Raw genomic sequence first — 21,039 nt, 5'->3', positions numbered from 1 at the left:
GATTTGGCCTTTGTCGAGCGATGTGTTAATAGTGTCCTCTTTTGAATCAGGGAGGTGACCCGAGTGTTTGAGATAGCAAGCCTGAAAGAGGGGATGATGCACGGGGTCGAGCTGTTCCAGCTGCTGCTGGAGATCATCTCCATCGCCTGTGTGGTCATTGGCCTTGGCAAGACCCTCTGGCTGGCGGCAAGAGTGCGGGATCACCAACCCGGCTTTCCGCGCATTCGCCTCTGTTTTGGCAGCTGGCTTATTCTGGCGCTGGAGTTCCAGCTCGCCGCCGACATCCTGGCCACCACGGTCGCACCGAGCAAGGAGGAGCTGATCCGCCTCGCCATCATCGCGGTGATCCGCACCTTCCTGAACTACTTCCTCGGCAAGGAGCTGGAAGCACAAGCGGAGCGCCAACAAGAGAAGGCAGAACGCCAGCAGGAGCAGCGCAGCGAGCAGGCCAAGGCTGCTCAATAACCTGTATTTCTGCAGAGTATCAGTGCTAAGTGCCGTGCCATCCCGACCATAGCCGTGTCCCGGGATGGCACCTTTGTGACCCTTCCCGCACTTTTGGTAATCAGCCAACAATGGAACCCTTTTCAAGGTTTCCTCAGCCCTGTTGACTGCCCGCTCATCTGCGTAAGATAGAAAATCTCTTCCCCCAACCGGCCAAGCTGATGAACCCGCATACCCTCCACACACCCGATATCGACCTCGAGAGCTGCGTCATCTACCAGATCTACCCCATGAGCTTTCAGGACAGCGATGGCGACGGAATGGGTGATATCAACGGTATTCGTCAGCGCCTCGGTTATCTGGCCACCCTCGGGGTCGATATGCTCTGGCTCACCCCCATCTATCGCTCCCCCAAGCGGGACAACGGCTATGACGTGGCGGACTACCGTGCCATCGACCCCGCCTTCGGCACCCTGACCGAGATGGAGCAGCTGATAGCCGAAGCGGCCGCCCACGGCATCGGCATCATGATGGATATCGTCGCCAACCACACCTCCACCGAGCATGAGTGGTTTGTGAAGGCACTGGCCGGAGATCCCCGCTATCAGGGCTATTACGTGTTTCGCGACCAGGCCTTCGTTGACACCCACCCCATTACCTCGATTTTTGGCGGCAGCGGCTGGCAGTATGTGCCAGCGCTTGATCGCTACTACCTGCACAACTTCGATCCCAGTCAGGCCGATCTGGACTGGGACAACCCGGCGGTGCGGGCCGAAATGGCGGCGGTGATCAACTTCTGGCTGGGCAAAGGGATCAAGGGATTTCGCTTCGATGTGATCGATATGGTGAGCAAGGAGTGGGACCGGCTGGCCATGAGCAACGGCCCGCACCTGCACGGCTATATCCGCGAGCTCAATGCCGCGAGCTTCGGCGGCAGGGGGATCATCACGGTGGGGGAGACCTGGGGGGCCGATCTCGCCCATATGCAGAACTATTCGAACCACGACGGCAGCGAGTTCAGCATGGTGTTCAACTTCGAGCATCTGGGGCTCGGCAGTGACAAGTGGTCATCCCGCTTCGATCCCCTCGCCTTCAAACGAGCCATGGCCCGCCACCAGCAAGGGCTGCACGGTCAGGGCTGGAACAGCCTGTTTCTCGGCAACCACGACCTGCCCCGCGCCGTATCACGCTTTGGCGATGACAGGTCAGAGTGGCGTGAAACCAGCGCCAACCTGTGGGCCATGGTGCTGCATATGATGCAGGGCACTCCCTTCATCTATCAGGGGGAGGAGCTGGCCATGACCAACCGCCACTGGCAGCCGGGCGAGCTGCGCGATGTGGAGGCCATCAACTACCGCGCCAGCCAGTCAGGGCTGGATCCTGCCGAGCTGAGTCGGCGGCTCGATGCCATCGGCCGCGACAACGCCCGTACCCCGATGCAGTGGGACGCCGGCCCCCACGCCGGTTTCAGCGCCACCACACCCTGGATTGCCCTCAACGCCAATCACATCGAGATTAATGCCGCCGAGCAACTGGCCCGCCCCGACTCGCCGTTTCACTGCTATCGCCAGCTTATCGCCCTGCGCAAGGCCCACCCTGTCGTTCGCCACGGCAATTTCGAGCTGCTGGATGGGGACGACCCCGAGCGCATCAGCTATCGCCGCCACTGGCAGGATCCGGCCAGCGGAGAGCGGCACACCCTGCTGCTGCTCGCCAATCTCACGGCGACCCCCTTGCCGATGCCCCACTTCGACAAGGTGACAGACAAGATGCGTTTGCTGCTGGCCAATTACCCAAGTGAACCACTGCCGCTCTTCGCCCCTTATCAGTGCACCATCTGGCTGCAAGTGGAGCAGGGTTAACCCCGTGTTGAGGGGCCATACCAATGGCCCGTCAGCCACCTCCCGTTGGTTACCAGCATAAAATCACGCCCCCACGCGGTGGGATTAAATTAACCACTATTACTGACTTATTAATTGATTATTTATCCCGTTTGATACGCTCTCATTGCCCCTCTTACTATGCCAGCGACCTATCCATTGCCGATGCAACTATCGGCCTTCAAACTGGCATAGCAAAGTGGAAAACACATGATCACCACAGACGGGAATAACGCAGTCGCCTCGGTGGCGTACCGCACCAGCGAAGTCATCGCCATCTACCCCATCACCCCCAGCTCGGCCATGGCTGAGCAGTCGTCGGCCTGGTCGAGCGAACGGGGCAAGAACCTGTGGGGGGATGTGCCCCGGGTTGTCGAGATGCAGTCGGAAGGGGGCGCCATCGCTGCCGTCCACGGTGCCCTGCAGACCGGCGCGCTGGCGACCTCGTTTACCTCGTCGCAGGGTTTGCTGCTGATGATCCCCAACCTCTACAAGCTGGCGGGTCAGCTCATCCCCTTCGTGCTGCATGTGGCGGCGCGTACCGTGGCGACCCATGCGCTATCGATCTTTGGCGATCACTCGGACGTGATGGCAGTGCGCCAGACCGGCTGCGCCATGCTCTGTGCCAGCAATGTGCAGGAGGCGCAGGATTTCGCCCTGATCTCCCAGATAGCGAGCCTCAACAGCCGCCTCCCCTTTATCCACTTCTTCGACGGCTTTCGTACCTCCCACGAGATCGCCAAGATAGCGCCGCTCGCTGACGACACCCTGCGTGCCCTGCTGCCCGCAGATGCCATCCGTGCCCATCGTGACCGGGCGCTCACCCCCGACAAACCGGTCATTCGCGGCACCGCCGCCAACCCGGACACCTACTTCCAGTGCCGGGAGGCGAGCAACCCCTGGTATGACGCCGCCTATGGCCATGTGAGTGAGGCGATGCAGGCTTTTGGCGAGCAGACCGACCGCCACTATCGACCGTTTGAATATGTCGGCCACCCGCAGGCGGAGCGGATTGTGGTGCTGATGGGCTCGGCCATCGGCACCTGTGAAGAGGTGATCGAACGCCTGCTGGCCCAAGGGGAGAAGGTGGGGCTGGTGAAGGTGCGGCTGTTCCGTCCCTTCTCGGCCGGGCACCTGCTGGCCGCGATTCCCGAGAGTGCCCGCACCATCGCCGTGCTGGATCGTACCAAGGAGCCGGGCGCACAGGCCGAACCCCTCTATCTCGACGTGATGACGGCGCTTGCCGAAGCGCTCAGCCGGGGCGAGCGGGCAAGCCTGCCGCGGGTCATCGGCGGCCGCTACGGCCTCTCCTCCAAAGAGTTCGGCCCCGCCTGCGCGCTGGCGGTGTTTGCCGAGCTGGCACAGGAGAACCCGCGCCCGCGCTTTACCGTCGGTATATTCGATGACATCACAGGTCTCTCGCTACCGCTGAACGCGCTGGACACCTCAAGCCCCATTCACAGCCAGCAACACAAGCTGGAGGCGCTCTTCTACGGTCTTGGCAGCGATGGCACCGTCTCGGCGGCCAAGAACAGCATCAAGATCCTCGGCAACCACACCGACCTCTATCCGCAGGGCTATTTCGTCTACGACTCCAAGAAAGCGGGCGGCCTCACCGTCTCTCACCTGCGGGTGGGCGAGCGGCCGCTGCAATCGGCCTATCTGGTGGAAGAGGCGGACTTTATCGGCTGCCATCAGTGGCAGTTTGTCGACAAGTACCGGATGGCGGAGCGCTTGAAAGCAGGTGGCATCTTCCTGCTCAACACTCCCTACAGCGAAGCGGAGATCTGGCAGCGCCTCCCCAGCGAGGTACAGCATGCCCTGCGCGAGAAAGAGGCGCGCTTCTACATCATCAACGCCGCCAAAATTGCCCGCGACTGCCAGCTCGGCAACCGCATCAATACCGTGATGCAGATGGCCTTCTTCCAGCTCAGCGCCATCATTCCCCCCGCAGAGGCGACCAGCCTGCTGAAGCAGGCCATCGCCACCAGCTATGGCAGCAAGGGACAAGCGCTGGTCGAACGCAACTGGCAGGCACTGGAGGCAACCTGCGCCGCCCTGACCCGGGTGCCGCTGGGTGAGCTGGATCCCGCCAGCCGCCCCCGCCCACCGGTGGTTTCGGCCAAGGCCCCCGACTTTGTCCAGACCGTCACCGCCGCCATGCTGGCAGGACTGGGTGACAGCCTGCCGGTCTCCGCCTTCCCGCCGGATGGCACCTGGCCGGTCGGCACCACCCGCTGGGAAAAGCGCAATATCGCCAAGGAGATCCCCATCTGGGAGGCGGAGCTCTGCACCCAGTGCAACTACTGCGTCGCCGCCTGTCCCCACTCGGCCATTCGCGCCAAGGTGGTGGAAGCGGATGCGCTGGCCGCTGCTCCCACCACTCTCGATGCGCTGGATGTGAAATCCCGTGACATGCGCGGCCAGCAGTACGTGCTGCAGGTGGCACCGGAGGATTGCACCGGCTGCAATCTCTGCGTCGAGGTGTGCCCGGCCAAGGATCGCAGCAACCCGGATCGCAAGGCGATCAATATGGCTTCGCGCCTCGATCACCTCGACGAGCAGAAGGCCAACTACGACTTCTTCCTCGACCTGCCAGAGCGCAGCGCCGAGCAGCTGGAGCGCATCGACATCCGCACCTCCCAGCTCATCTCGCCGCTGTTTGAATACTCGGGCGCCTGCTCCGGCTGTGGCGAGACCCCCTATATCAAGCTGTTGACCCAGCTCTATGGCGATCGGCTGCTGATTGCCAACGCCACCGGCTGCTCGTCCATTTATGGCGGCAACCTGCCTACCACCCCCTACACCACCAACGCCGACGGGCGCGGGCCGGCCTGGGCCAACTCGCTGTTTGAAGACAACGCCGAGTTCGGACTGGGCTTCCGTCTCACCGTCGATCAGCACAGGGAGCGGGTGCGCCGTCTGCTGGCGAGCCTCGGCGACACCATACCGGCAGCGCTGCGCGAGGCGCTCGGCGATGCCACCCTGCCGGTTTCCGAGCAGCGGGCCCATATCCAGCAGTTGCGAGCGCTGCTGCAGGAGAGCCAGACCCCGGCAGCCCAAGAGCTGGCTCGCGATGCGGACTATCTGGTGGAAAAATCGGTCTGGCTCATCGGCGGCGATGGCTGGGCCTACGACATCGGTTTTGGCGGGCTCGACCATGTGCTGAGTCTGGGGGAGAACATCAATGTGCTGGTGCTCGACACCCAGTGCTACTCCAACACCGGCGGCCAGCAGTCGAAGGCGACGCCACTCGGTGCCATCACCAAGTTTGGCGAGCAGGGCAAACGCAAGGCACGCAAAGATCTCGGGGCCAGCGTGATGATGTATGGCCACGTCTATGTGGCGCAAATCTCCCTCGGCGCCCAGATGAACCAGACGGTGAAGGCGATTCAGGAGGCGGAAGCCTACCCGGGCCCCTCGCTCATCATCGCCTACAGCCCCTGCGAGGAGCATGGCTACGACATGGCCGAGAGCCATGAGCAGATGAAGCAGCTGACCGCCACCGGCTTCTGGCCGCTCTACCGCTTCGATCCGCGCCGCGCTGACGAGGGTAAATTGCCGCTGGCGCTCGACTCGCGGGCACCCAATGCCTCGCTGGCCGAGACCTTGCGCCATGAGCCCCGCTTCCAGCGGCTGGAACGCCAGCTGCCGGAGGTGGCCAGCCAGCTCTATGAAGAGGCGGAGCAGGAGGCCAATCGCCGCTTCGCCTGGCTGAGCCAGCTGGCAGGCAAGGAGAGTCCGGCGCAGGCCTGATCAGGCGCTGATAGAGGCCAGCTCATGGCGCTTCAACGCCAGCAATGTGATGAGCAGCGCCAACGTGGCGATCAGTGCCATGCCGATATAGGTCGCGCTGAAGCCCGGGGCCAGCAGATCGGGGGCAAGTCGGCTCAGATCGCCATCGCTGCCGGCTGGCAGGCGGAAGTGAAACAGCATGGAGCAGATGGCCACGCCGACGGCACCGCCAAGCTCCCGCCCGAAGTTGAACAGCGACATGCCGATGCCACGATCCTGCCGTGGCAGGGCATTCTGTACCACCACCGAGAGGGCGGGCAGCACCAGACCCAGACCGATACCGGCAAACCCGAGGGCCAGCTTGACCCAGGCATCGAAGTGGATCTGCCAGAGCGCCACTGCTGCGAGGCCAAAGCCCACCGCGACAAAGCTCTTGTAGTGACCGGTACGGCCAATCAGCTTACCGCCGACAAAAGCGCCGGCAGTGATGCAAATCATGAAGATGACCATGATGGCGCCGCTCTCGCTGGCGCTCATCCCCTTCTGCCACTGCATCTGCAACGGCAGATAGACCAGCACGGCAAACATCAGCAGCTGGGAGAGCATCACCAGCAGCACGCTCACCAGATAGCCGGGCAACCGGGCCAGATGGGCAGGCAATATGGGGTCGTGGGCGCGCCGCTCAATCAGAATGAGCAGCAGCAGTGCAACGCCCAGCGCCGCCGAAAGCCAGACGGCGGGCAGCGCCGCCTCCGGCGAGAGCAGCAACAGGGTGAGCGTGGTGACGGTAATCAGCAGACCCGCCCCCTTCCAGTCGAAGCGACTGTGGCGGCGCACGTTGAGCTGCTTGAGGTTGCGGTTGATGAGAAAGACTGCCAGCGCCCCGAGCGGCAGATTGATCCAGAAGATCCAGCGCCAGCTGAGTTGCTCGGTGAAGTAGCCGCCGAGCAAGGGGCCGGCGATGCTGGAGACCGCATAGACCGCCGAAATGTAGCCCTGATACTTGCCCACCTCCCGCGGCGGAATGGTGTCGGCAATCACGGTAAACGCGAGGGCAATCAGGCCGCCGCCCCCCAGCCCTTGCAGCACACGCGCTGCCAGCAGGGTCTGCAGATCCTGGGAGAGGGCGCAGGCCACCGAGCCCGCCAGAAACAGGCCGATGCCGATATTAAGCATCCGCACCCGGCCAAAGAGATCGCTCAGCTTGCCGTAGAGGGGCAGTACAGCGGTGGCCGCCAACAGGTAGGCGGTGACCACCCAGGTGAGGGCGGCACCGGCATGCAGCTCAGCACCAATCATGGGCAGCGGGGTAGTGACTATGCTCTTTTCCAGTGAACCGAGCGCGATCACCAGCGCCACACTGGAGAAAATGGTTTTGGGGGATATTCTCGAGGTCATAAGCGGACTCGCAGATCTGATATGCCAAAGTATCCGGCAATGAACGGATTATTATCTCACAAATCAGCAAGAGATAGAAAAAACGGCGGCCACAATATGCCCAACCATGAGGCCGATCCCACAAAACGCCGACCGTTTCTGCTAGCCTGCTCTATTTGATTCGAGGAGCCCCCATGAGCGAGCGTGAGCAGTATGGGTTTGATCACTACGATGCCCTGATTTTCGATATGGATGGCACTTTGGTAGATTCCATGCCCCTTCATCTGGATGCCTGGGAGCTTACCTGCGCCGAATTCGGCATCCCCTTCGAGCGGGAACAGCTCTATCAGTACGGCGGCATTCCCACCCGCAAGATCATCGCCATGCTGGCCGAGCAGCAGGGGCTGACGGTGGATGTCGAGGCTTTTACCCGTCGCAAGATTGCCCTCTATATGGAACATATCGACAAGGTCAGCGTCTTTCCCAAGATGTGGGAGCTGGTCAGGCACTATCACGGCAAGGTCAAGATGGGGATTGGCACCGGCTCACCGCGCAATCAAGCGGACTCCATCCTGAAAAGCACCGGGCTCGATGCCTATATCTCTGTGGTGGTCAGTGCCGATGACGTCACCAACCACAAGCCGCATCCCGACACCTTTTTGCGGGTGGCCGAACTGCTCGGCGCCAATCCCGCCCACTGTCTGGTGTTTGAAGATACCCGGATCGGGCTTGAGGCTGGCAAGGCGGCAGGAATGTATACCGTGCTGGTTATCGAAGGTGACCTGCACCAGCGCTAAACGGCTCAGGGGCAAGCAGGCAAACCGATAAAATGGTGTCATGACAGTGGCACCATTTTTTATTCAGGTGAGCATAGCGGCAGCGTCAGTGCCCGGACAGAGTTGCGATCGCAGCCGGAATAGTGGCAACCGTCAGACAAAGGGCGTTGGCCTGCGCCTCATCCTGTAGTGCCTGATGAGTGCGAAGCAGCTCAAGGGCTTCGGCCGGAGTATCTGCAAAGGTGGGGGCGGCGATGGCGGCAAATCCCTGTTCGACCAGTTGACGACGCTCATCACTATAGCTGGGTGCATTGGCATCTAGATAGGTAAGCGACTGACCCTGCTTGAAAAAGTGATAGTTAGGCATCGATTGGCCCCGCAAAAATAAAGCGCCATTCTACTCCTTTTTGCTCCGCCGCCATCGTCAATCTGTGTCGTCTCAAGTGATCTCGTTCACATTTTTATCAACAAATTTTCACCTGTTAGGCGCCGTCCAAATCCCCTCTTCACGCGGCGTCAGACAACACCCGATACCGTCACTCTGCGCCAAACAAAACGCCTCCACAAAAGAGGCGTTGCGACTGAAACAGGGTGGCTCCCGTTACATGGCATTCGTCGATTCAAAGATCTTGTCCGCCGAGGCCTCGACAAAGCCCGGATAGAGCACGCCATCGGCCTGCGGATAGCGCAGGGCAAACTCGTAGAAGCAGCTCGGGATAGTACGCACCCCATCGCTGAACGGCACCTCTGCTTTGTCCGCCATGGTGGAGGATTGCTCCAGCATCACCTGCGGGTCCCCTTTCACCTCGCCACCCACACTGTTGAGCACAAAACCCGCCGCCTTGAGCGCAGCATTGACCTGATGGATGGTGTCGAAATCCTTCAACTTGTTGATATTGACCGTGAAGTGGTTGGCACGATAGCCCCATGCTGCCATCCATGCCGCGTACTCGCTCTCCGCCAGCAGAGTCTGATAATCGGCATAGGAGACCTGCCAGGGGGCGCCGGTGTAGAGAAATGCCGGGGTATCGGTCAGATGATCGGGCACCTGATCCGCCAGCTTGTGGATGATGGCCTGGGCAGCCGGAGAGAGCTCTTCCACCTTCAGCTCACTGATAAACACCTTGGGAGCGTCCGGATCCTGATGCTCGAAGTGCTTGGCGTAGAGCTTCTTGGCCTTGAAAACGTACTCGCCCTTCTGCTCGTAACCGAGCGCCAGAAAGTGGGCCGCCAGCTTCTCCAGCCCCAGCTTGGGCAGGTTGTAGGTACGAAACGCCACGTGATCGTTGACGATGGGCTCGCCGCCACCCAGCAGGGTGTGCACCTTGAGGGCGCTCGGGGTCACCTTGATGTAGTTGTCCCACAGATGGCTGAACAGGGTGTCGATATCCTTTTGCATCTCTCTTTCCTTTGATTGCGGGTACAGATGGGGGCACCGCTGGATGCCCCGTGTCGTTATTGGAAGCGCAGGCCAGGCGACAGTTGATCCGGCATCGCGGCTTTGCTGTCTTCGACAGAGGCAACCGGGGATATGGCACAGTAGTCGGCGGCGTTGAGCCATCTCTGCTGCATTGGCATCCCCGTTTGCTCTTAAAACATCAAACCAGGAGACAGCTGATCCGGCATGGCGGCTTTGCTGTCTTCGACAGAGGCAACCGGATAAGCACAATAGTCAGCAGCGTAGTAGGCGCTTGCCCTGTGGTTGCCGGAAGCGCCGATGCCACCAAACGGCGCGGCACTGGAGGCACCGGTGATGGGCTTGTTCCAGTTGACGATACCGGCGCGGATCCGCTTGAAGAAGTGGTGCCAGTCCGCCTCCTTGTCCCCCAGCAGACCGGCCGAGAGACCATAACGGGTAGCATTGCCCTGATCGATGGCGGCATCGAAATCGTCATAGCGAATGAGCTGCAGCAGCGGGCCGAAGTACTCTTCATCCGGCAGCGCCTTGACTGCAGTCACGTCGATAATGCCCGGGGAGACAAAGCCGGTACCCGCTTCCAGGTGCTTGAGGGTAAGCAGGTTCTCACCACCGAGGCGCTGCAGGTTGGCTTGCGCCTCGACCATGCCCAGTGCTGCCTTCTCGCTTATCATCGAACCCATGAAAGGCTGCTCGGCGGCGTCATAGAAGCCGACCTTGATCTGGCTGACCACCTCGATCAGTCGCTTGACCAGCGCATCGCCACGCTCGCCGCGCTCGACAAACAGACGGCGGGAGCACGTACAACGTTGACCCGAGGTGATGAACGCCGACTGGACGATGGCATGCACAGCGCCATCGATGTCGCTCACGTCTTTCACGATCAGCGGGTTGTTGCCGCCCATCTCGAGCGCCAGAATTTTGCCCGGCTGACCGGCAAACTGCTGATGAAGGAAATGGCCGGTGCGGGATGAACCAGTGAAGAAGAGGCCGTCGATGTCGGGGTTGCCAGCCAGCGCCTTGCCAGTCTCGACCTCCCCTTGCACCAGATTGAGCACCCCCTTGGGCAATCCGGCCTGCTGCCACACCTTGACCATGGCTTCCGCGACCATGGGGGTCAGCTCGGAGGGTTTGAACACCACGGCGTTACCCGCGATCAGTGCAGGTACGATATGGCCGTTGGGCAGATGACCCGGGAAGTTGTAAGGGCCGAACACCGACACCACACCGTGGGGCTTGTGGCGGACAAACGCCTTGGCGCCCGGCATGGCATTTTCAACGGTGCCGGTACGCTCGTCGTGCGCCCGGATGGAGATGGCAATCTTGCCCTGCATGGCGGCTACTTCGGTACGGGTCTCCCACAGCGGTTTGCCGGTTTCGCGGGCGATGGTCAGGGCCAGCGCCTCTTTCTGCTCGCCAAGCAGGTCGGCATAACGACGCACTATGGCCAGACGATCCTCAAGGCTCATGTCCGCCCAGTGGTAAAAGGCGGCACGGGCGGCCTTGACGGCGGCATCCACTTGCGCCGCGCTGGCGGCAGCCCCCTGCCAGATCACCTCGTTCTTGGCCGGATCGGTTGACTCGAACGGCTTGCCTTCACCGGCAAGCCACTGACCGTCGATAAATTGCACTAACTGGCTCATCCATTCACTCCCTGTCGCTGGCAGGCAGCCTCGGCTGCCTGTCTGATAATCGGTTTGCTTGTCCTGTTTGTCTCAGTCGAGGTCGACCACCCGCACCATGTCGCCATCCTGCACCTTGAGTGCCGCCGCCATCTTGGGCGGAATGATGGCTTCGTGCTTGTCGAGATCGACCCGGATATTGCCGTAGCAGGCGCGGTAATGTTCGAAACGGCTGTTGCAGATAAGGTGGGTCTTGCCACCGATGGGCTCGCCCACCAGCACCCGCAGCTTCTTGCTGCGGCGCACGCTGCGAATATTCTTCACGTCGCACTCGACGGTGGGGCCCGCATCGAAAATATCGACGTAGCCACGGTTCACGAAGCCCTCGTCCTGCAGCATCTTGATGGCCGGACGGGTCTTCTCGTGGGTCTGACCAATGACGGCCCGCGCCTCTTTGCTCAGCAAATTGACGTAGATGGGGTACTTGGGCATCAACTCGGCGATAAAACGCTTCTTGCCGATGCCGGTCAGATAGTCGACGGTGGGAAAATCCATCGAGAAGAAGTGGGTTTGCAGCCACTCGTAGAAGGGACTGTGGCCGTTGGCATCGGAGACGCCGCGCATCTCGGCGAAGACGGTCTCGTCAAACAGCTCGGGGTGCTCGGCCATAAACAGAAAGCGGTGCTTGGAGAGCAGGCGGCCGTTGAGCCCCTCGCGGGCACATTCGCGCAAGAACAGGGTGCAGAGCTCGGAGTTGCCGGTGTAGTCGTTGGAGAGGGTCAGGGTTTCAACGACGTTGTAGATGCCGAGCTTGGGAGAAGAGTGCACCACCTTGCCGATGTGGTAGTTGTAAAACGGCTGGGAGAGGCCAACCGCAGCATCGATGGCACAGGTGCCCACCATCTCGCCGGTCTCCAGATCCTCGGCCACGAAGAAGTAGAGGCAGTCCCCCTTGCCAGCGGGCTTGTCGGAAAAAGTCTGGGTAGAGGCGTCAATCTTGCGCTGCAGCAGCTCATCGTTGACGGGCAACGAGGTCATGCCGGTGCCGGACTCGATGGCGCAGGTCTTGAGCCCGGCAAAATCTTTTTGCTCGATGGGACGGATAACCAACATAAATGACAACTCCCTTTCATTGACGACAGGTGGGGTCCCGGCTCCTGCCGGGAGAGCTCCCCACCTCAATTTGGAATCAGGCTTTAACCACCTGGGCAACCGCCTTCTCGAAGCGGGCCAACCCTTCCTTGATGTCCGCTTCCGGGATCACCAGTGAAGGGGCAAAACGAACCACGTTGGTACCGGCCACCAGTGCCATCAGCCCCTGATCGATAGAGGCCAGCAGGAAGTCGCGGGAACGCCCCTTATAGGCATCGCTCAGGGCCGCGCCCAGCAGCAGACCCTTGCCGCGGATCTCGCTAAAGCAGTGGTATTTGGCGTTGATGGCTTCAAGACCATCGCGGAACAGCTGCTCGCGCTGCTTGATGCCCGCCAGCACCTCCGGAGTGTTGATCACGTCGATCACCGCTTCCGCTACCGCACAGGCCAGCGGGTTGCCGCCGTAGGTAGAGCCGTGAGTGCCCACTTTCAGGTAAGAGGCGATTTCGTTGGTAGTCAGCATGGCGCCAATAGGGAAACCGCCACCCAGCGCCTTGGCGCTGGTGAGGATGTCCGGCGTGACGCCCAGCCCCATATAGGCATAGAGATCACCGGTCCGGCCGACGCCGGACTGCACTTCGTCATACACCAGCAGGGCATTGTGTTTGTCACACAGCTCGCGTACCCCTTTGGCAAACTCGTCGGTAGGACGAATGATGCCCCCCTCCCCTTGCAGCGGCTCCATCACCACGGCGCAGGTGTTGTCGGAGATCACCTCGGCCAGCGCCGCCAGATCGTTGTAGGGAACATGGGTAATGTCACCGGGCTTGGGACCGAAGCCATCGGAGTAGGCTGCCTGGCCACCGACGCTGACGGTAAAGAAGGTACGACCGTGGAAGCCCTGATTGAAGGCGATGATCTGGGTCTTCTGCTCACCAAACTTCTCGATGGCGTAGCGGCGAGCCAGCTTGAGGGCCGCTTCATTTGCCTCGGCGCCGGAGTTGCAGAAGTAGACCTTGTCGGCAAAGGTGGCGGCGACCAGCTTCTTGGCCAGACGCAGGGCCGGCTCGTTGGTCATGACGTTGGAGAGGTGCCACAGCTTCTCGCCCTGGGTTTTCAGGGCCTCGACCAGCTTGGGGTGACAGTGACCCAAACCGTTGACGGCGATGCCACCGGCGAAGTCGACATACTCGCGCCCTTCCTGATCCCAGACACGTGACCCTTCACCACGCACCGGGATGATCTTGGCGGGCGCATAGTTGGGAACCATCACTTCATCAAACACTTCACGTGTCACTGCCAACAACTCTGACATATAGCTCTCCTTCGATTCGGCGACAGAATAATCCACCGCCCAAAAGTTAAATCCGTGTAAACGTGACGGGATTATCACAGAAATAAAGTAAAAAGTCTGTAATAAGACGGCCTATAAGGAACAATGTTCGATTGCTCTTGAGATTTTAGGCAACCGCATTGCATAACGACTCAGGGGGGCTTGGCAAGAGATAATTTGGGCAGGAGAGGGGGTGAATAAAGTGTCAGGGAAATTTTTTTTGCCTTCTCTCGAACTTGAGAAGGCGATCACAACTTTTTATGAACGCGCCAGAAAGTTGGCCAGCAACTGATGGCCCTGCTCGCTCAAAATGCTCTCCGGATGGAACTGAACGCCCTCGACAGGGAGCGTCTTGTGGCGCAGCCCCATGATCTCGTCAAACGAGCCATCGGCATGCTCGCTCCAGGCGGTGACCTCGAAGCAGTCGGGCAGCGTGTCGCGCTCCACCACCAAGGAGTGGTAACGGGTCACCCGCAGAGGGTTGTTGAGCCCCTTGAACACCCCCTCATTGCGATGGCGGATGAGCGAGGTTTTGCCGTGCATTACCTGACGGGCACGCACTACGCGGGCGCCAAAGGCCTGCGCCAGCGACTGATGACCGAGACAGACGCCGAGAATGGGCAGCTTGCCAGCAAAGTGGCTGATGGCATCGAGAGAGATCCCCGCCTCATTGGGCGTACAGGGACCGGGAGAGATCACCAGAAAACGGGGGGAGAGCTGCGCTATGGCATCAAGCGTCAGTTCATCATTGCGCTTGACCACAACCTCTTGTCCCAGGGCACCGAAATATTGCACCAGGTTCCAGGTAAAAGAGTCGTAGTTATCGATCAACAACAGCATGAGATAACCAACAGCGGAGAATTAACGATCGAGATAACGACCCTGTTCCATTTCCCGTTCACGCTGACACTCGGCCAGATAGATGGCGGCAGCAACGGCAGGGGTTTTATGGTGCTTGTCGATGGCATTGGAGACCATCAACTGCAGGGTATTGAGGTTTTTCGCCTTGCGAAATTTACGTAGCCAGTGACCTTTGTCACTCAGCTCTTCAGCAGAAATAGTTGGTTGAACAGGCATGCTTTCTCTTGGGGATATTACCCAGGTTGAAATAAAGAAATTAAACAAAATAGCCGGGCAGAAAATAAAGAAAGCCAGGCAAATACCCAGCTCTCTTCTACTACACCTTCCCAGTATGTCAGGCTCGAGGAACGAAGCCGACTACATCATATACGCTGGTCAGGGTTTTTTCAGCTCTTTCGCGCGCCTTTTGTGCACCTTCTGCCAGAATCGCGATCAGATGGGCCTCATCCTGACGCAACTCGTGGAAACGGGCCTGGATTGGTTCCAGCAGCGCAACCACGGCTTCGGCGGTCTCGGTCTTGAGGTGACCGTACATCTTGCCTTCGAAGTGCTGCTCCAGCTCGGGGATGGAGCGGCCGGTCACACCGGACATCAGAGTCAGCAGGTTGGAGACACCCGGTTTGTTTTCCGGATCGAAACGCACCACCGCCGGCTCGTCGGAGTCGGTCACCGCACGCTTGATCTTCTTGACGATCTGCTTGGGATCTTCCAGCAGGCCGATGAAGTTGGCCTCGTTGTCATCCGACTTGGACATCTTCTTGGTCGGATCCTGCAGGCTCATCACCCGTGCCCCTTCAGTCGGAATGAAGGGCTCCGGCATGGTGAACACCTCACCATAAAGGTTGTTGAAACGGGTGCAGATGTCGCGGGTCAGCTCCAGATGCTGCTTCTGGTCGTTGCCGACAGGTACCTGATTGGCCTGATAGAGCAGAATATCAGCGGCCATCAGCACCGGATAACCGAACAGGCCGACGTTGACGTTGTTCTCGAAACGGGCGGACTTGTCCTTGAACTGGGTCATGCGCGACAGCTCACCCATCTGGGTGTAGCAGTTGAGGATCCAGCCCAGCTCGGCGTGCTGCGGCACGTGAGACTGGATGAAAACGGTGCTCTTCTTGGGATCGATACCGACCGCCAGATAGAGGGCAGCCGCGTCCAGACAAGCCTTGCGCAGGGCAGCCGGGTCTTGGCGAGTGGTGATGGCGTGCAGGTCGACGATGCAGTAGAGGCAGTCGAACTCATCCTGCATGTTGACCCACTGACGCAGGGCCCCCATGTAGTTGCCGATGGTCAGTTGACCGGAGGGTTGCGCTCCGCTCAATACGATTGGTTTAGTCATGAGAGTGTTAATCCTTGTTATTCAGCCAGCCCAGTTGCGCTATTAGACCAAAAGTGCATCGAGCTGGGCAAACTGCTCGAATACCCAGTCGGGATGGGAGTCGGCGATGGGACGGCCATAGTTGTAGCCGTATGTAAGACCCACCACCTTCATGCCAGCCGCCTTGGCCGCCAGCACGTCATTTTCGGAGTCGCCCACCATCAGGGTGCGAGCCGGGCTCACCCCCAACTCCTGGCAGGCGTGCAGCAAGGGCTCCGGGCTCGGCTTCTTGACCGGCACGCAGTTGCCGCCAAGCCAGAGTTCGAAGCAATCGCTGATGCCAAGGGCATCGAGGATGGGTGCCACGAAATCGCTCGGCTTGTTGGTGACGATCGCCTGCTTGTAGCCCAGGCTTTGCAAGCGACGCAGACTCTGGGCCACCCCGTCATACATCTCCAACCCTTGCAGCAGGCAAGCGTTGTAGTGCTGGAAAAAAATCGGTCTGGCCTTGGCAAACAGCTCGGGATCGGCCTCGCGATAGGCGAGCGCACGCTGGATCAGCTTGTCGGCTCCGTTGCCGACCCAGGTACGGATAACCGCTTCATCGGCCTGCGCCAGACCGAGGTCTGCCAGAGTCAGATTGACCGCCAGCGCCAACTGGGCGGCGCTGTCAATCAGGGTGCCGTCCAGATCGAACAGCACCAAATCAAATGCGCGCTCAGCGTGTGACATGAGCCAGCTCCGCACGCATCTTGTCGATCACCGCCTTGTAGTCAGGCTGGCTGAAAATGGCAGAGCCGGCGACAAACATGTCGGCGCCCGCTTCGGCGATCTCGCGAATGTTGTCGACCTTCACCCCGCCATCGATCTCGAGGCGGATATCGCGACCGCTCTCGTCGATCAGACGACGCACCTGACGCAGCTTGTCGAGGGTACCGGGGATGAAGCTCTGGCCACCGAAGCCCGGGTTGACCGACATCAGCAGGATCACATCCAGCTTGTCCATCACATACTCGAGGCAGGAGAGCGAGGTAGCCGGATTGAGCACCAGACCCGCCTGGCAGCCCATCTCCTTGATGAGGCCCAAAGAGCGATCAACGTGATCAGAGGCTTCCGGATGGAAGGTGATGAGGGAAGCACCGGCCTTGGCAAAATCAGGAATGATGCGATCCACCGGCTTGACCATCAGGTGCACGTCGATGGGGGCCTCGATACCGTAGTCACGCAGCGCCTGACAGACCATGGGGCCAATGGTCAGGTTGGGGACATAGTGGTTGTCCATCACGTCGAAGTGAACCACGTCGGCACCAGCAGCCAGTACCTTGGCTACATCGTCACCCAGACGGGCAAAATCAGCAGAGAGGATCGAGGGGGCAATCAGAAAGTCTTTCATCAGCATCATCCATTGGCAGCCAGGGAGAAAAAGCGGCGCAATTTTAACGTAAAAGGCGGGCGAAAACGACTCGAATGCGGGGTAAATGGGGCAATCACCTCCCCTCCCCCAGCAACCTGGGTTTTGGGGCATCGGCACGGGCGCGGACTCGCCCATAAAAAACGGCGCCCCTGGGCGCCGCATGGTCTGTTACGTCAGTGGCAGTAGTTCACTGTCGCTGGGATAGTAGCCCTGCTCCGGCTCGATACCGGGGGGATAGAGCGCCAACAACTCGGCCACCTTGTTGCGGGTGCCGCCGTTGCGGCTGATGGTGCGCTTGACCAGGATCTCGTCGAGGCGGGCACCGCGATAAAGCTCACGAGTCAGCTCGATATCGTGGTTGCTGATCAGCACCGGCACCCCTTTGTGAGCGGCTGTGTGGCGGGCCAATCGCGCCAAGATCGCCTGATCATCCAGGGTAAACCCACCGGAGGCATAGGTGGTGAAGCTCGCCGTAGTGGAGAGCGGCGCATAGGGTGGATCACAATAGATAACCCAATCCTCTTCGGCACGCTTGATGGCGTCGGCGTAGCTCTCGCAGATAAAGGTCGCCTTCTGCGCCTTTTCGGCAAAGGCCCACAGCTCTTTTTCCGGGAAATAGGGCTTCTTGTAGGAACCGAACGGCACGTTGAAGCCGCCCTTCTTGTTGTAGCGGCACAGTCCGTTGAAACCGTGACGGTTGAGAAACAGGAACAAGAGTGCCCGCTCGAAGGTGGTCTCGGTCTGATTAAACTGGGTACGCAGCCGGTAATAGGCCGCCTTGTGGTTGTGTTCTGCCACAAACAGCTTTCGCGCCTCGGCAATGAAACTGTCCGGCGTCAGCTTGAGGTGGTTGTACAGGCAGATCAGATCCGGATTGATGTCGTTGAGCACATACGCGTCGTAGTCGGTGTTGAGAAACACAGACCCGGCCCCGACGAAGGGCTCCAGCAACACACGCCCGGCCGGCAGGCGCTCGGCAATCTCTTCAACCAGGGAGTATTTTCCCCCGGCCCATTTTAAAAAAGCGCGTGTTTTTTTCATGGAAATCCGGTGTGTAAGAAGGCAAGACCCAAAAAGGGGGACGATTCTACCCCCTTATCCGGTATCAAGGCTATTGCTTCAGCTCTTTTTGTACCTGTGCAAACGACTTGGGCCAGGGCTGGCCTTTCAGCAAGGCTGGCGGAAGCTTGCGAATGGCACTCTTGGCCTGGGTCAGACCGGCATAATCCCCTTGCAGCACCACATACCAGGGGCTGCCACGGAATTTGGTCTGATAGACCCATACCTTGCCCGCCAGACCATGCTCGGCGACAAATTGATCCACCGCCTTGGTGTTGCTCGCCCCCATCAGCTGGACGCTGTAGTGGTTACGCGGCTTCTTGTTCAAGGTGGCGACCGGTGTCAGGGCCACCTTGGGTGCTGGCGCGGCAACCGGCTCGTTGCTGGCGGTTTTGGTGGTGGCCGCAGGCGTTGCGGTTGTCGCCGGATTCAGTGCTTTGGAGGTACTGGCTGGCGCCGTAGTTGCAATTGCACCACTGGGGGCTGTGCCACTCGGGTTCTTGCCGGTCAGCTCGTCCACCACGTCAGTAGGCAGTGCGCCGCTCACCTTGGGTTCGGTCATCAGCTTTTGCACGACTTCGTCAGAGATCACCACCCGACGCCCTTCGTAATTGGTTGATTCGGTAGTCACAGTTTCGCTCTCCACCGATTTGGGCAGCACTTTCGCCTCCGGCTGCCAATCTTTCACAACCCCGTTGGGATTGCTGGCTGCATCGCTGTTTTGCGCGCCTTGTGCAGCGGCATCGGTATTCGAACCGCCTGCGGTGAGGGGATCGCCTCCCGCTACCGGGATCGGCAATGCCGTGTTCTGCGCCGGATCCGGCAGTGCCGGTTTGCTTTCATTGTCAAACAGCGCAGGCAGCAGGTAGCTCAACGCCAGCAGGCCGCCAGCGACCAGCGCGATAGCGGTGGCAATCTTCTTGACAGGCAACTCCGCCTGACGCTTCTTGGGCCTTCTGTCGGTCATGATATCCTCCAGTAACTGCATGATGGTGGACGGATGTCCGTTCGCCGTTTTCAGGATCTCCTCCACTTGCGGCTTGGGCAAGAGGGTCGCCGGGATCTTGAGCTCTTTGGCTTTCTCATACAAGAAGATGCGCTGCTCGGGCGGGCTCAGTGGCGGCACCTCCAGCTCAAGGGCTGGCATGGCACGCCCTTTGAGCTGCGGTCGTTGGGTACGACACCAGACGTCACTGCCCGAGACAATAATGGCCAGCTGATGGGGCGCCGCCAGGGTATCGTTATGACGTATGATCGCCCACAACTCTCCCAGCAATTCAGCTGGCAACTGGTCGGCCCGCTCTATCAGCAGCAACAGGGTGACTGGCTTGCTCCCCTCCAGCATGCGAAAGAAGCTCTCCGCCAGCGCATCCTGTGGATTGAAGAGCGGGCGCGCCACCACCTGTGGCAGCAACAGCTGACGCACATCCACCATCTTCATGGCAGGCGTACCAATCAGGCTTACCACCCGCACTTTTTCCGGCAACACGCCGAGCAGGGATTCGCACAGGGTACCGCGACCACACCCGGGTTTACCGGAGAGAAAAATGAAAGGGTGATTGAATTCAATCAGATGCAGCAGCCGGTCAACCAGCTGCCGCTGGGAAGGAAGTTTTAGCAGTTTATTCGTCACGACCAGACTCGATCACCGCCAGCAACTCGGCATCGGACACATCCCCCACCACCTGCGCATGGCCGATGCCAACCGGCAACACCAGACGCAGCTTGCCTTCCAGCACCTTCTTGTCACGGCGCATATGGCGAATAAAGGCGGCGAAATCCATCTCGGCAGGTGCATGAATGGGCAGATTGGCGGCCAGCAGCAGGGCGCGCACTCGCGCAACGTCCGCTTCGCTCATATCGCCACGGGCCTGCGCAGTCCAGGCAGCCAGCATGGTGCCAGCGGATACTGCTTCACCGTGCAGCCAGTTGCCATACCCCTGCTCGGCCTCGATAGCATGACCAAAGGTGTGACCCAGATTGAGCAGCGCACGGACGCCGTGCTCGGTCTCATCCTGACCGACCACATCGGCTTTGATCTCGCAGCAGCGTTTGATGGCGTAGGCCAGCGCGGCAGGTTCCAGCTGTTGCAGACGCACCATGTTCTGCTCCAGCCAGCTGAAGAAATCAGCATCCCAAATGATGCCGTACTTGATCACCTCGGCCATCCCTGCGGCAAATTCGCGGGCGGGCAAGGTACTCAGACATTCGGTATCGATAACAACTTGTTTGGGCTGATAAAAAGCCCCAATCATGTTCTTGCCGAGGGGGTGGTTGACAGCAGTTTTACCGCCAACAGAGGAGTCAACCTGGGAGAGCAGGGTGGTCGGGATCTGGATAAAAGGAATGCCACGTTGATAGCTTGCTGCCGCAAAGCCCACCACATCCCCGATCACGCCGCCCCCCAGAGCGATCAGTGTCGTATCGCGCCCATGGTTGGTTTCAAGCAGAGCAGACATGATCTGCTCAAAGGTCGCCAGGTTCTTGTACGCCTCGCCGTCAGGCAGGATCAGGTGTTCAACCTGAAAACCCGACAGCAGAGCGGTTACCCGTTCAAGATAAAGCGGAGCAACGACCGTGTTGGTCACTATCATCACCCGCTTGCCCTTGATGGTCGATACCAGCGCCTCGGGGCGCTGCAACAACCCAGCAGCTATCTCGATGGGATAGCTGCGTTCACCCAGTTCGACCTTCAACCGTTCCATGGACGT

The 21,039-nt window shown here is 59.9% G+C and carries 18 protein-coding genes; 4 read left to right on the top strand and 14 right to left on the bottom strand.

What is annotated here, in order from left to right; translation table 11 throughout:
* The first annotated feature begins 63 nt into the window (after positions 1 to 63).
* The 3 genes from I6L41_RS01015 to nifJ all read left to right on the top strand — a co-directional run bounded on the left by I6L41_RS01015 (position 64) and on the right by nifJ (position 6,080).
* Positions 64 to 465 carry a DUF1622 domain-containing protein gene (locus I6L41_RS01015; protein WP_047437940.1) on the top strand — a complete coding sequence of 134 codons (402 nt, stop codon included), beginning with the start codon at positions 64 to 66 and terminating at the stop codon, positions 463 to 465.
* Between the two features lie 200 nt (positions 466 to 665).
* Entirely contained in the window at positions 666 to 2,306 is a 1,641-nt protein-coding gene (locus tag I6L41_RS01010; RefSeq protein WP_216961338.1) for an alpha-glucosidase, read from the top strand.
* Positions 2,307 to 2,534: 228 nt separating this feature from the next.
* On the top strand, positions 2,535 to 6,080 hold the full coding sequence (nifJ, locus tag I6L41_RS01005) for a pyruvate:ferredoxin (flavodoxin) oxidoreductase (protein ID WP_216961336.1): 3,546 nt from the start codon (positions 2,535 to 2,537) through the stop codon (positions 6,078 to 6,080).
* On the opposite strand, the gene I6L41_RS01000 is transcribed toward nifJ, so the two are convergent.
* Positions 6,081 to 7,457 (bottom strand): MDR family MFS transporter, encoded by a 1,377-nt coding sequence (locus tag I6L41_RS01000; RefSeq protein ID WP_216961333.1) that lies wholly within the window; start codon positions 7,455 to 7,457, stop codon positions 6,081 to 6,083.
* Positions 7,458 to 7,630: 173 nt separating this feature from the next.
* Between I6L41_RS01000 and I6L41_RS00995 the strand changes: the two genes are divergently transcribed.
* Complete coding sequence (locus I6L41_RS00995) at positions 7,631 to 8,233, top strand: HAD family phosphatase (protein ID WP_216961331.1); 603 nt, start codon at positions 7,631 to 7,633, stop codon at positions 8,231 to 8,233.
* An 85-nt stretch (positions 8,234 to 8,318) separates the two neighbouring features.
* Here I6L41_RS00995 and I6L41_RS00990 read toward each other — a convergent pair whose 3' ends face one another.
* The 13 genes from I6L41_RS00990 to aroB all read right to left on the bottom strand — a co-directional run bounded on the left by I6L41_RS00990 (position 8,319) and on the right by aroB (position 21,033).
* Positions 8,319 to 8,579: a hypothetical protein gene (locus I6L41_RS00990; RefSeq protein ID WP_216961329.1), complete on the bottom strand. Its 261-nt coding sequence runs from the start codon at positions 8,577 to 8,579 to the stop codon at positions 8,319 to 8,321.
* Between the two features lie 234 nt (positions 8,580 to 8,813).
* The gene (locus I6L41_RS00985) at positions 8,814 to 9,611 is read right to left on the bottom strand and encodes a DUF1338 domain-containing protein (RefSeq protein ID WP_021229798.1); all 798 of its coding nucleotides are present in this window, start codon (positions 9,609 to 9,611) and stop codon (positions 8,814 to 8,816) included.
* Between the two features lie 191 nt (positions 9,612 to 9,802).
* Positions 9,803 to 11,272 carry a succinylglutamate-semialdehyde dehydrogenase gene (gene astD, locus I6L41_RS00980; RefSeq protein WP_216961327.1) on the bottom strand — a complete coding sequence of 490 codons (1,470 nt, stop codon included), beginning with the start codon at positions 11,270 to 11,272 and terminating at the stop codon, positions 9,803 to 9,805.
* A 72-nt stretch (positions 11,273 to 11,344) separates the two neighbouring features.
* Positions 11,345 to 12,364 carry an arginine N-succinyltransferase gene (astA, locus tag I6L41_RS00975; RefSeq protein ID WP_005334994.1) on the bottom strand — a complete coding sequence of 340 codons (1,020 nt, stop codon included), beginning with the start codon at positions 12,362 to 12,364 and terminating at the stop codon, positions 11,345 to 11,347.
* A 76-nt stretch (positions 12,365 to 12,440) separates the two neighbouring features.
* The gene (locus I6L41_RS00970; protein WP_216961324.1) at positions 12,441 to 13,658 is read right to left on the bottom strand and encodes an aspartate aminotransferase family protein; all 1,218 of its coding nucleotides are present in this window, start codon (positions 13,656 to 13,658) and stop codon (positions 12,441 to 12,443) included.
* 276 nt (positions 13,659 to 13,934) lie between these two features.
* Positions 13,935 to 14,516: an aminodeoxychorismate synthase component II gene (locus I6L41_RS00965; protein ID WP_139441861.1), complete on the bottom strand. Its 582-nt coding sequence runs from the start codon at positions 14,514 to 14,516 to the stop codon at positions 13,935 to 13,937.
* A gap of 21 nt (positions 14,517 to 14,537) precedes the next feature.
* Positions 14,538 to 14,753, bottom strand: coding sequence for a hypothetical protein (locus I6L41_RS00960; protein ID WP_005334997.1), 216 nt, complete (start codon positions 14,751 to 14,753; stop codon positions 14,538 to 14,540).
* A 118-nt stretch (positions 14,754 to 14,871) separates the two neighbouring features.
* Positions 14,872 to 15,876, bottom strand: a complete 1,005-nt coding sequence (gene trpS, locus I6L41_RS00955; protein ID WP_005362251.1) for a tryptophan--tRNA ligase — start codon at positions 15,874 to 15,876, stop codon at positions 14,872 to 14,874.
* Positions 15,877 to 15,918: 42 nt separating this feature from the next.
* Positions 15,919 to 16,587 (bottom strand): phosphoglycolate phosphatase, encoded by a 669-nt coding sequence (locus I6L41_RS00950; RefSeq protein ID WP_216961321.1) that lies wholly within the window; start codon positions 16,585 to 16,587, stop codon positions 15,919 to 15,921.
* Positions 16,574 to 17,248, bottom strand: coding sequence for a ribulose-phosphate 3-epimerase (rpe, locus tag I6L41_RS00945; protein WP_005335006.1), 675 nt, complete (start codon positions 17,246 to 17,248; stop codon positions 16,574 to 16,576). Before rpe ends, I6L41_RS00950 begins: the two co-directional genes overlap by 14 nt.
* Before the next feature lie 189 nt (positions 17,249 to 17,437).
* Positions 17,438 to 18,310, bottom strand: coding sequence for a Dam family site-specific DNA-(adenine-N6)-methyltransferase (locus I6L41_RS00940; protein ID WP_005335008.1), 873 nt, complete (start codon positions 18,308 to 18,310; stop codon positions 17,438 to 17,440).
* Between the two features lie 70 nt (positions 18,311 to 18,380).
* Positions 18,381 to 19,961, bottom strand: coding sequence for an SPOR domain-containing protein (locus I6L41_RS00935; RefSeq protein WP_216961319.1), 1,581 nt, complete (start codon positions 19,959 to 19,961; stop codon positions 18,381 to 18,383).
* On the bottom strand, positions 19,951 to 21,033 hold the full coding sequence (aroB, locus tag I6L41_RS00930; protein WP_021229792.1) for a 3-dehydroquinate synthase: 1,083 nt from the start codon (positions 21,031 to 21,033) through the stop codon (positions 19,951 to 19,953). Before aroB ends, I6L41_RS00935 begins: the two co-directional genes overlap by 11 nt.
* Positions 21,034 to 21,039 lie beyond the last annotated feature (6 nt).

The sequence above is a fragment of the Aeromonas sp. FDAARGOS 1411 genome, from assembly GCF_019047125.1.
Classification (GTDB): domain Bacteria; phylum Pseudomonadota; class Gammaproteobacteria; order Enterobacterales; family Aeromonadaceae; genus Aeromonas; species Aeromonas veronii.
The sequence above is the reverse complement of the archived record's forward strand: the minus strand, read 5'-3'. Positions and strand labels throughout refer to the sequence as shown.

What these genes read in the sequence shown, in the direction of transcription:
- I6L41_RS00960 (WP_005334997.1), bottom strand. Translation starts at nt 14,753, where the DNA reads ATGCCTGTTCAACCAACTATTTCTGCTGAAGAGCTGAGTGACAAAGGT.
- I6L41_RS00965 (WP_139441861.1), bottom strand. Translation starts at nt 14,516, where the DNA reads ATGCTGTTGTTGATCGATAACTACGACTCTTTTACCTGGAACCTGGTG.
- astD (WP_216961327.1), bottom strand. Translation starts at nt 11,272, where the DNA reads ATGAGCCAGTTAGTGCAATTTATCGACGGTCAGTGGCTTGCCGGTGAA.
- nifJ (WP_216961336.1), top strand. Translation starts at nt 2,535, where the DNA reads ATGATCACCACAGACGGGAATAACGCAGTCGCCTCGGTGGCGTACCGC.
- I6L41_RS01000 (WP_216961333.1), bottom strand. Translation starts at nt 7,457, where the DNA reads ATGACCTCGAGAATATCCCCCAAAACCATTTTCTCCAGTGTGGCGCTG.
- I6L41_RS00985 (WP_021229798.1), bottom strand. Translation starts at nt 9,611, where the DNA reads ATGCAAAAGGATATCGACACCCTGTTCAGCCATCTGTGGGACAACTAC.
- I6L41_RS00950 (WP_216961321.1), bottom strand. Translation starts at nt 16,587, where the DNA reads ATGTCACACGCTGAGCGCGCATTTGATTTGGTGCTGTTCGATCTGGAC.
- I6L41_RS00995 (WP_216961331.1), top strand. Translation starts at nt 7,631, where the DNA reads ATGAGCGAGCGTGAGCAGTATGGGTTTGATCACTACGATGCCCTGATT.
- I6L41_RS00940 (WP_005335008.1), bottom strand. Translation starts at nt 18,310, where the DNA reads ATGAAAAAAACACGCGCTTTTTTAAAATGGGCCGGGGGAAAATACTCC.
- trpS (WP_005362251.1), bottom strand. Translation starts at nt 15,876, where the DNA reads ATGACTAAACCAATCGTATTGAGCGGAGCGCAACCCTCCGGTCAACTG.
- I6L41_RS00970 (WP_216961324.1), bottom strand. Translation starts at nt 13,658, where the DNA reads ATGTCAGAGTTGTTGGCAGTGACACGTGAAGTGTTTGATGAAGTGATG.
- I6L41_RS01010 (WP_216961338.1), top strand. Translation starts at nt 666, where the DNA reads ATGAACCCGCATACCCTCCACACACCCGATATCGACCTCGAGAGCTGC.
- aroB (WP_021229792.1), bottom strand. Translation starts at nt 21,033, where the DNA reads ATGGAACGGTTGAAGGTCGAACTGGGTGAACGCAGCTATCCCATCGAG.
- I6L41_RS00990 (WP_216961329.1), bottom strand. Translation starts at nt 8,579, where the DNA reads ATGCCTAACTATCACTTTTTCAAGCAGGGTCAGTCGCTTACCTATCTA.
- astA (WP_005334994.1), bottom strand. Translation starts at nt 12,364, where the DNA reads ATGTTGGTTATCCGTCCCATCGAGCAAAAAGATTTTGCCGGGCTCAAG.
- rpe (WP_005335006.1), bottom strand. Translation starts at nt 17,248, where the DNA reads ATGAAAGACTTTCTGATTGCCCCCTCGATCCTCTCTGCTGATTTTGCC.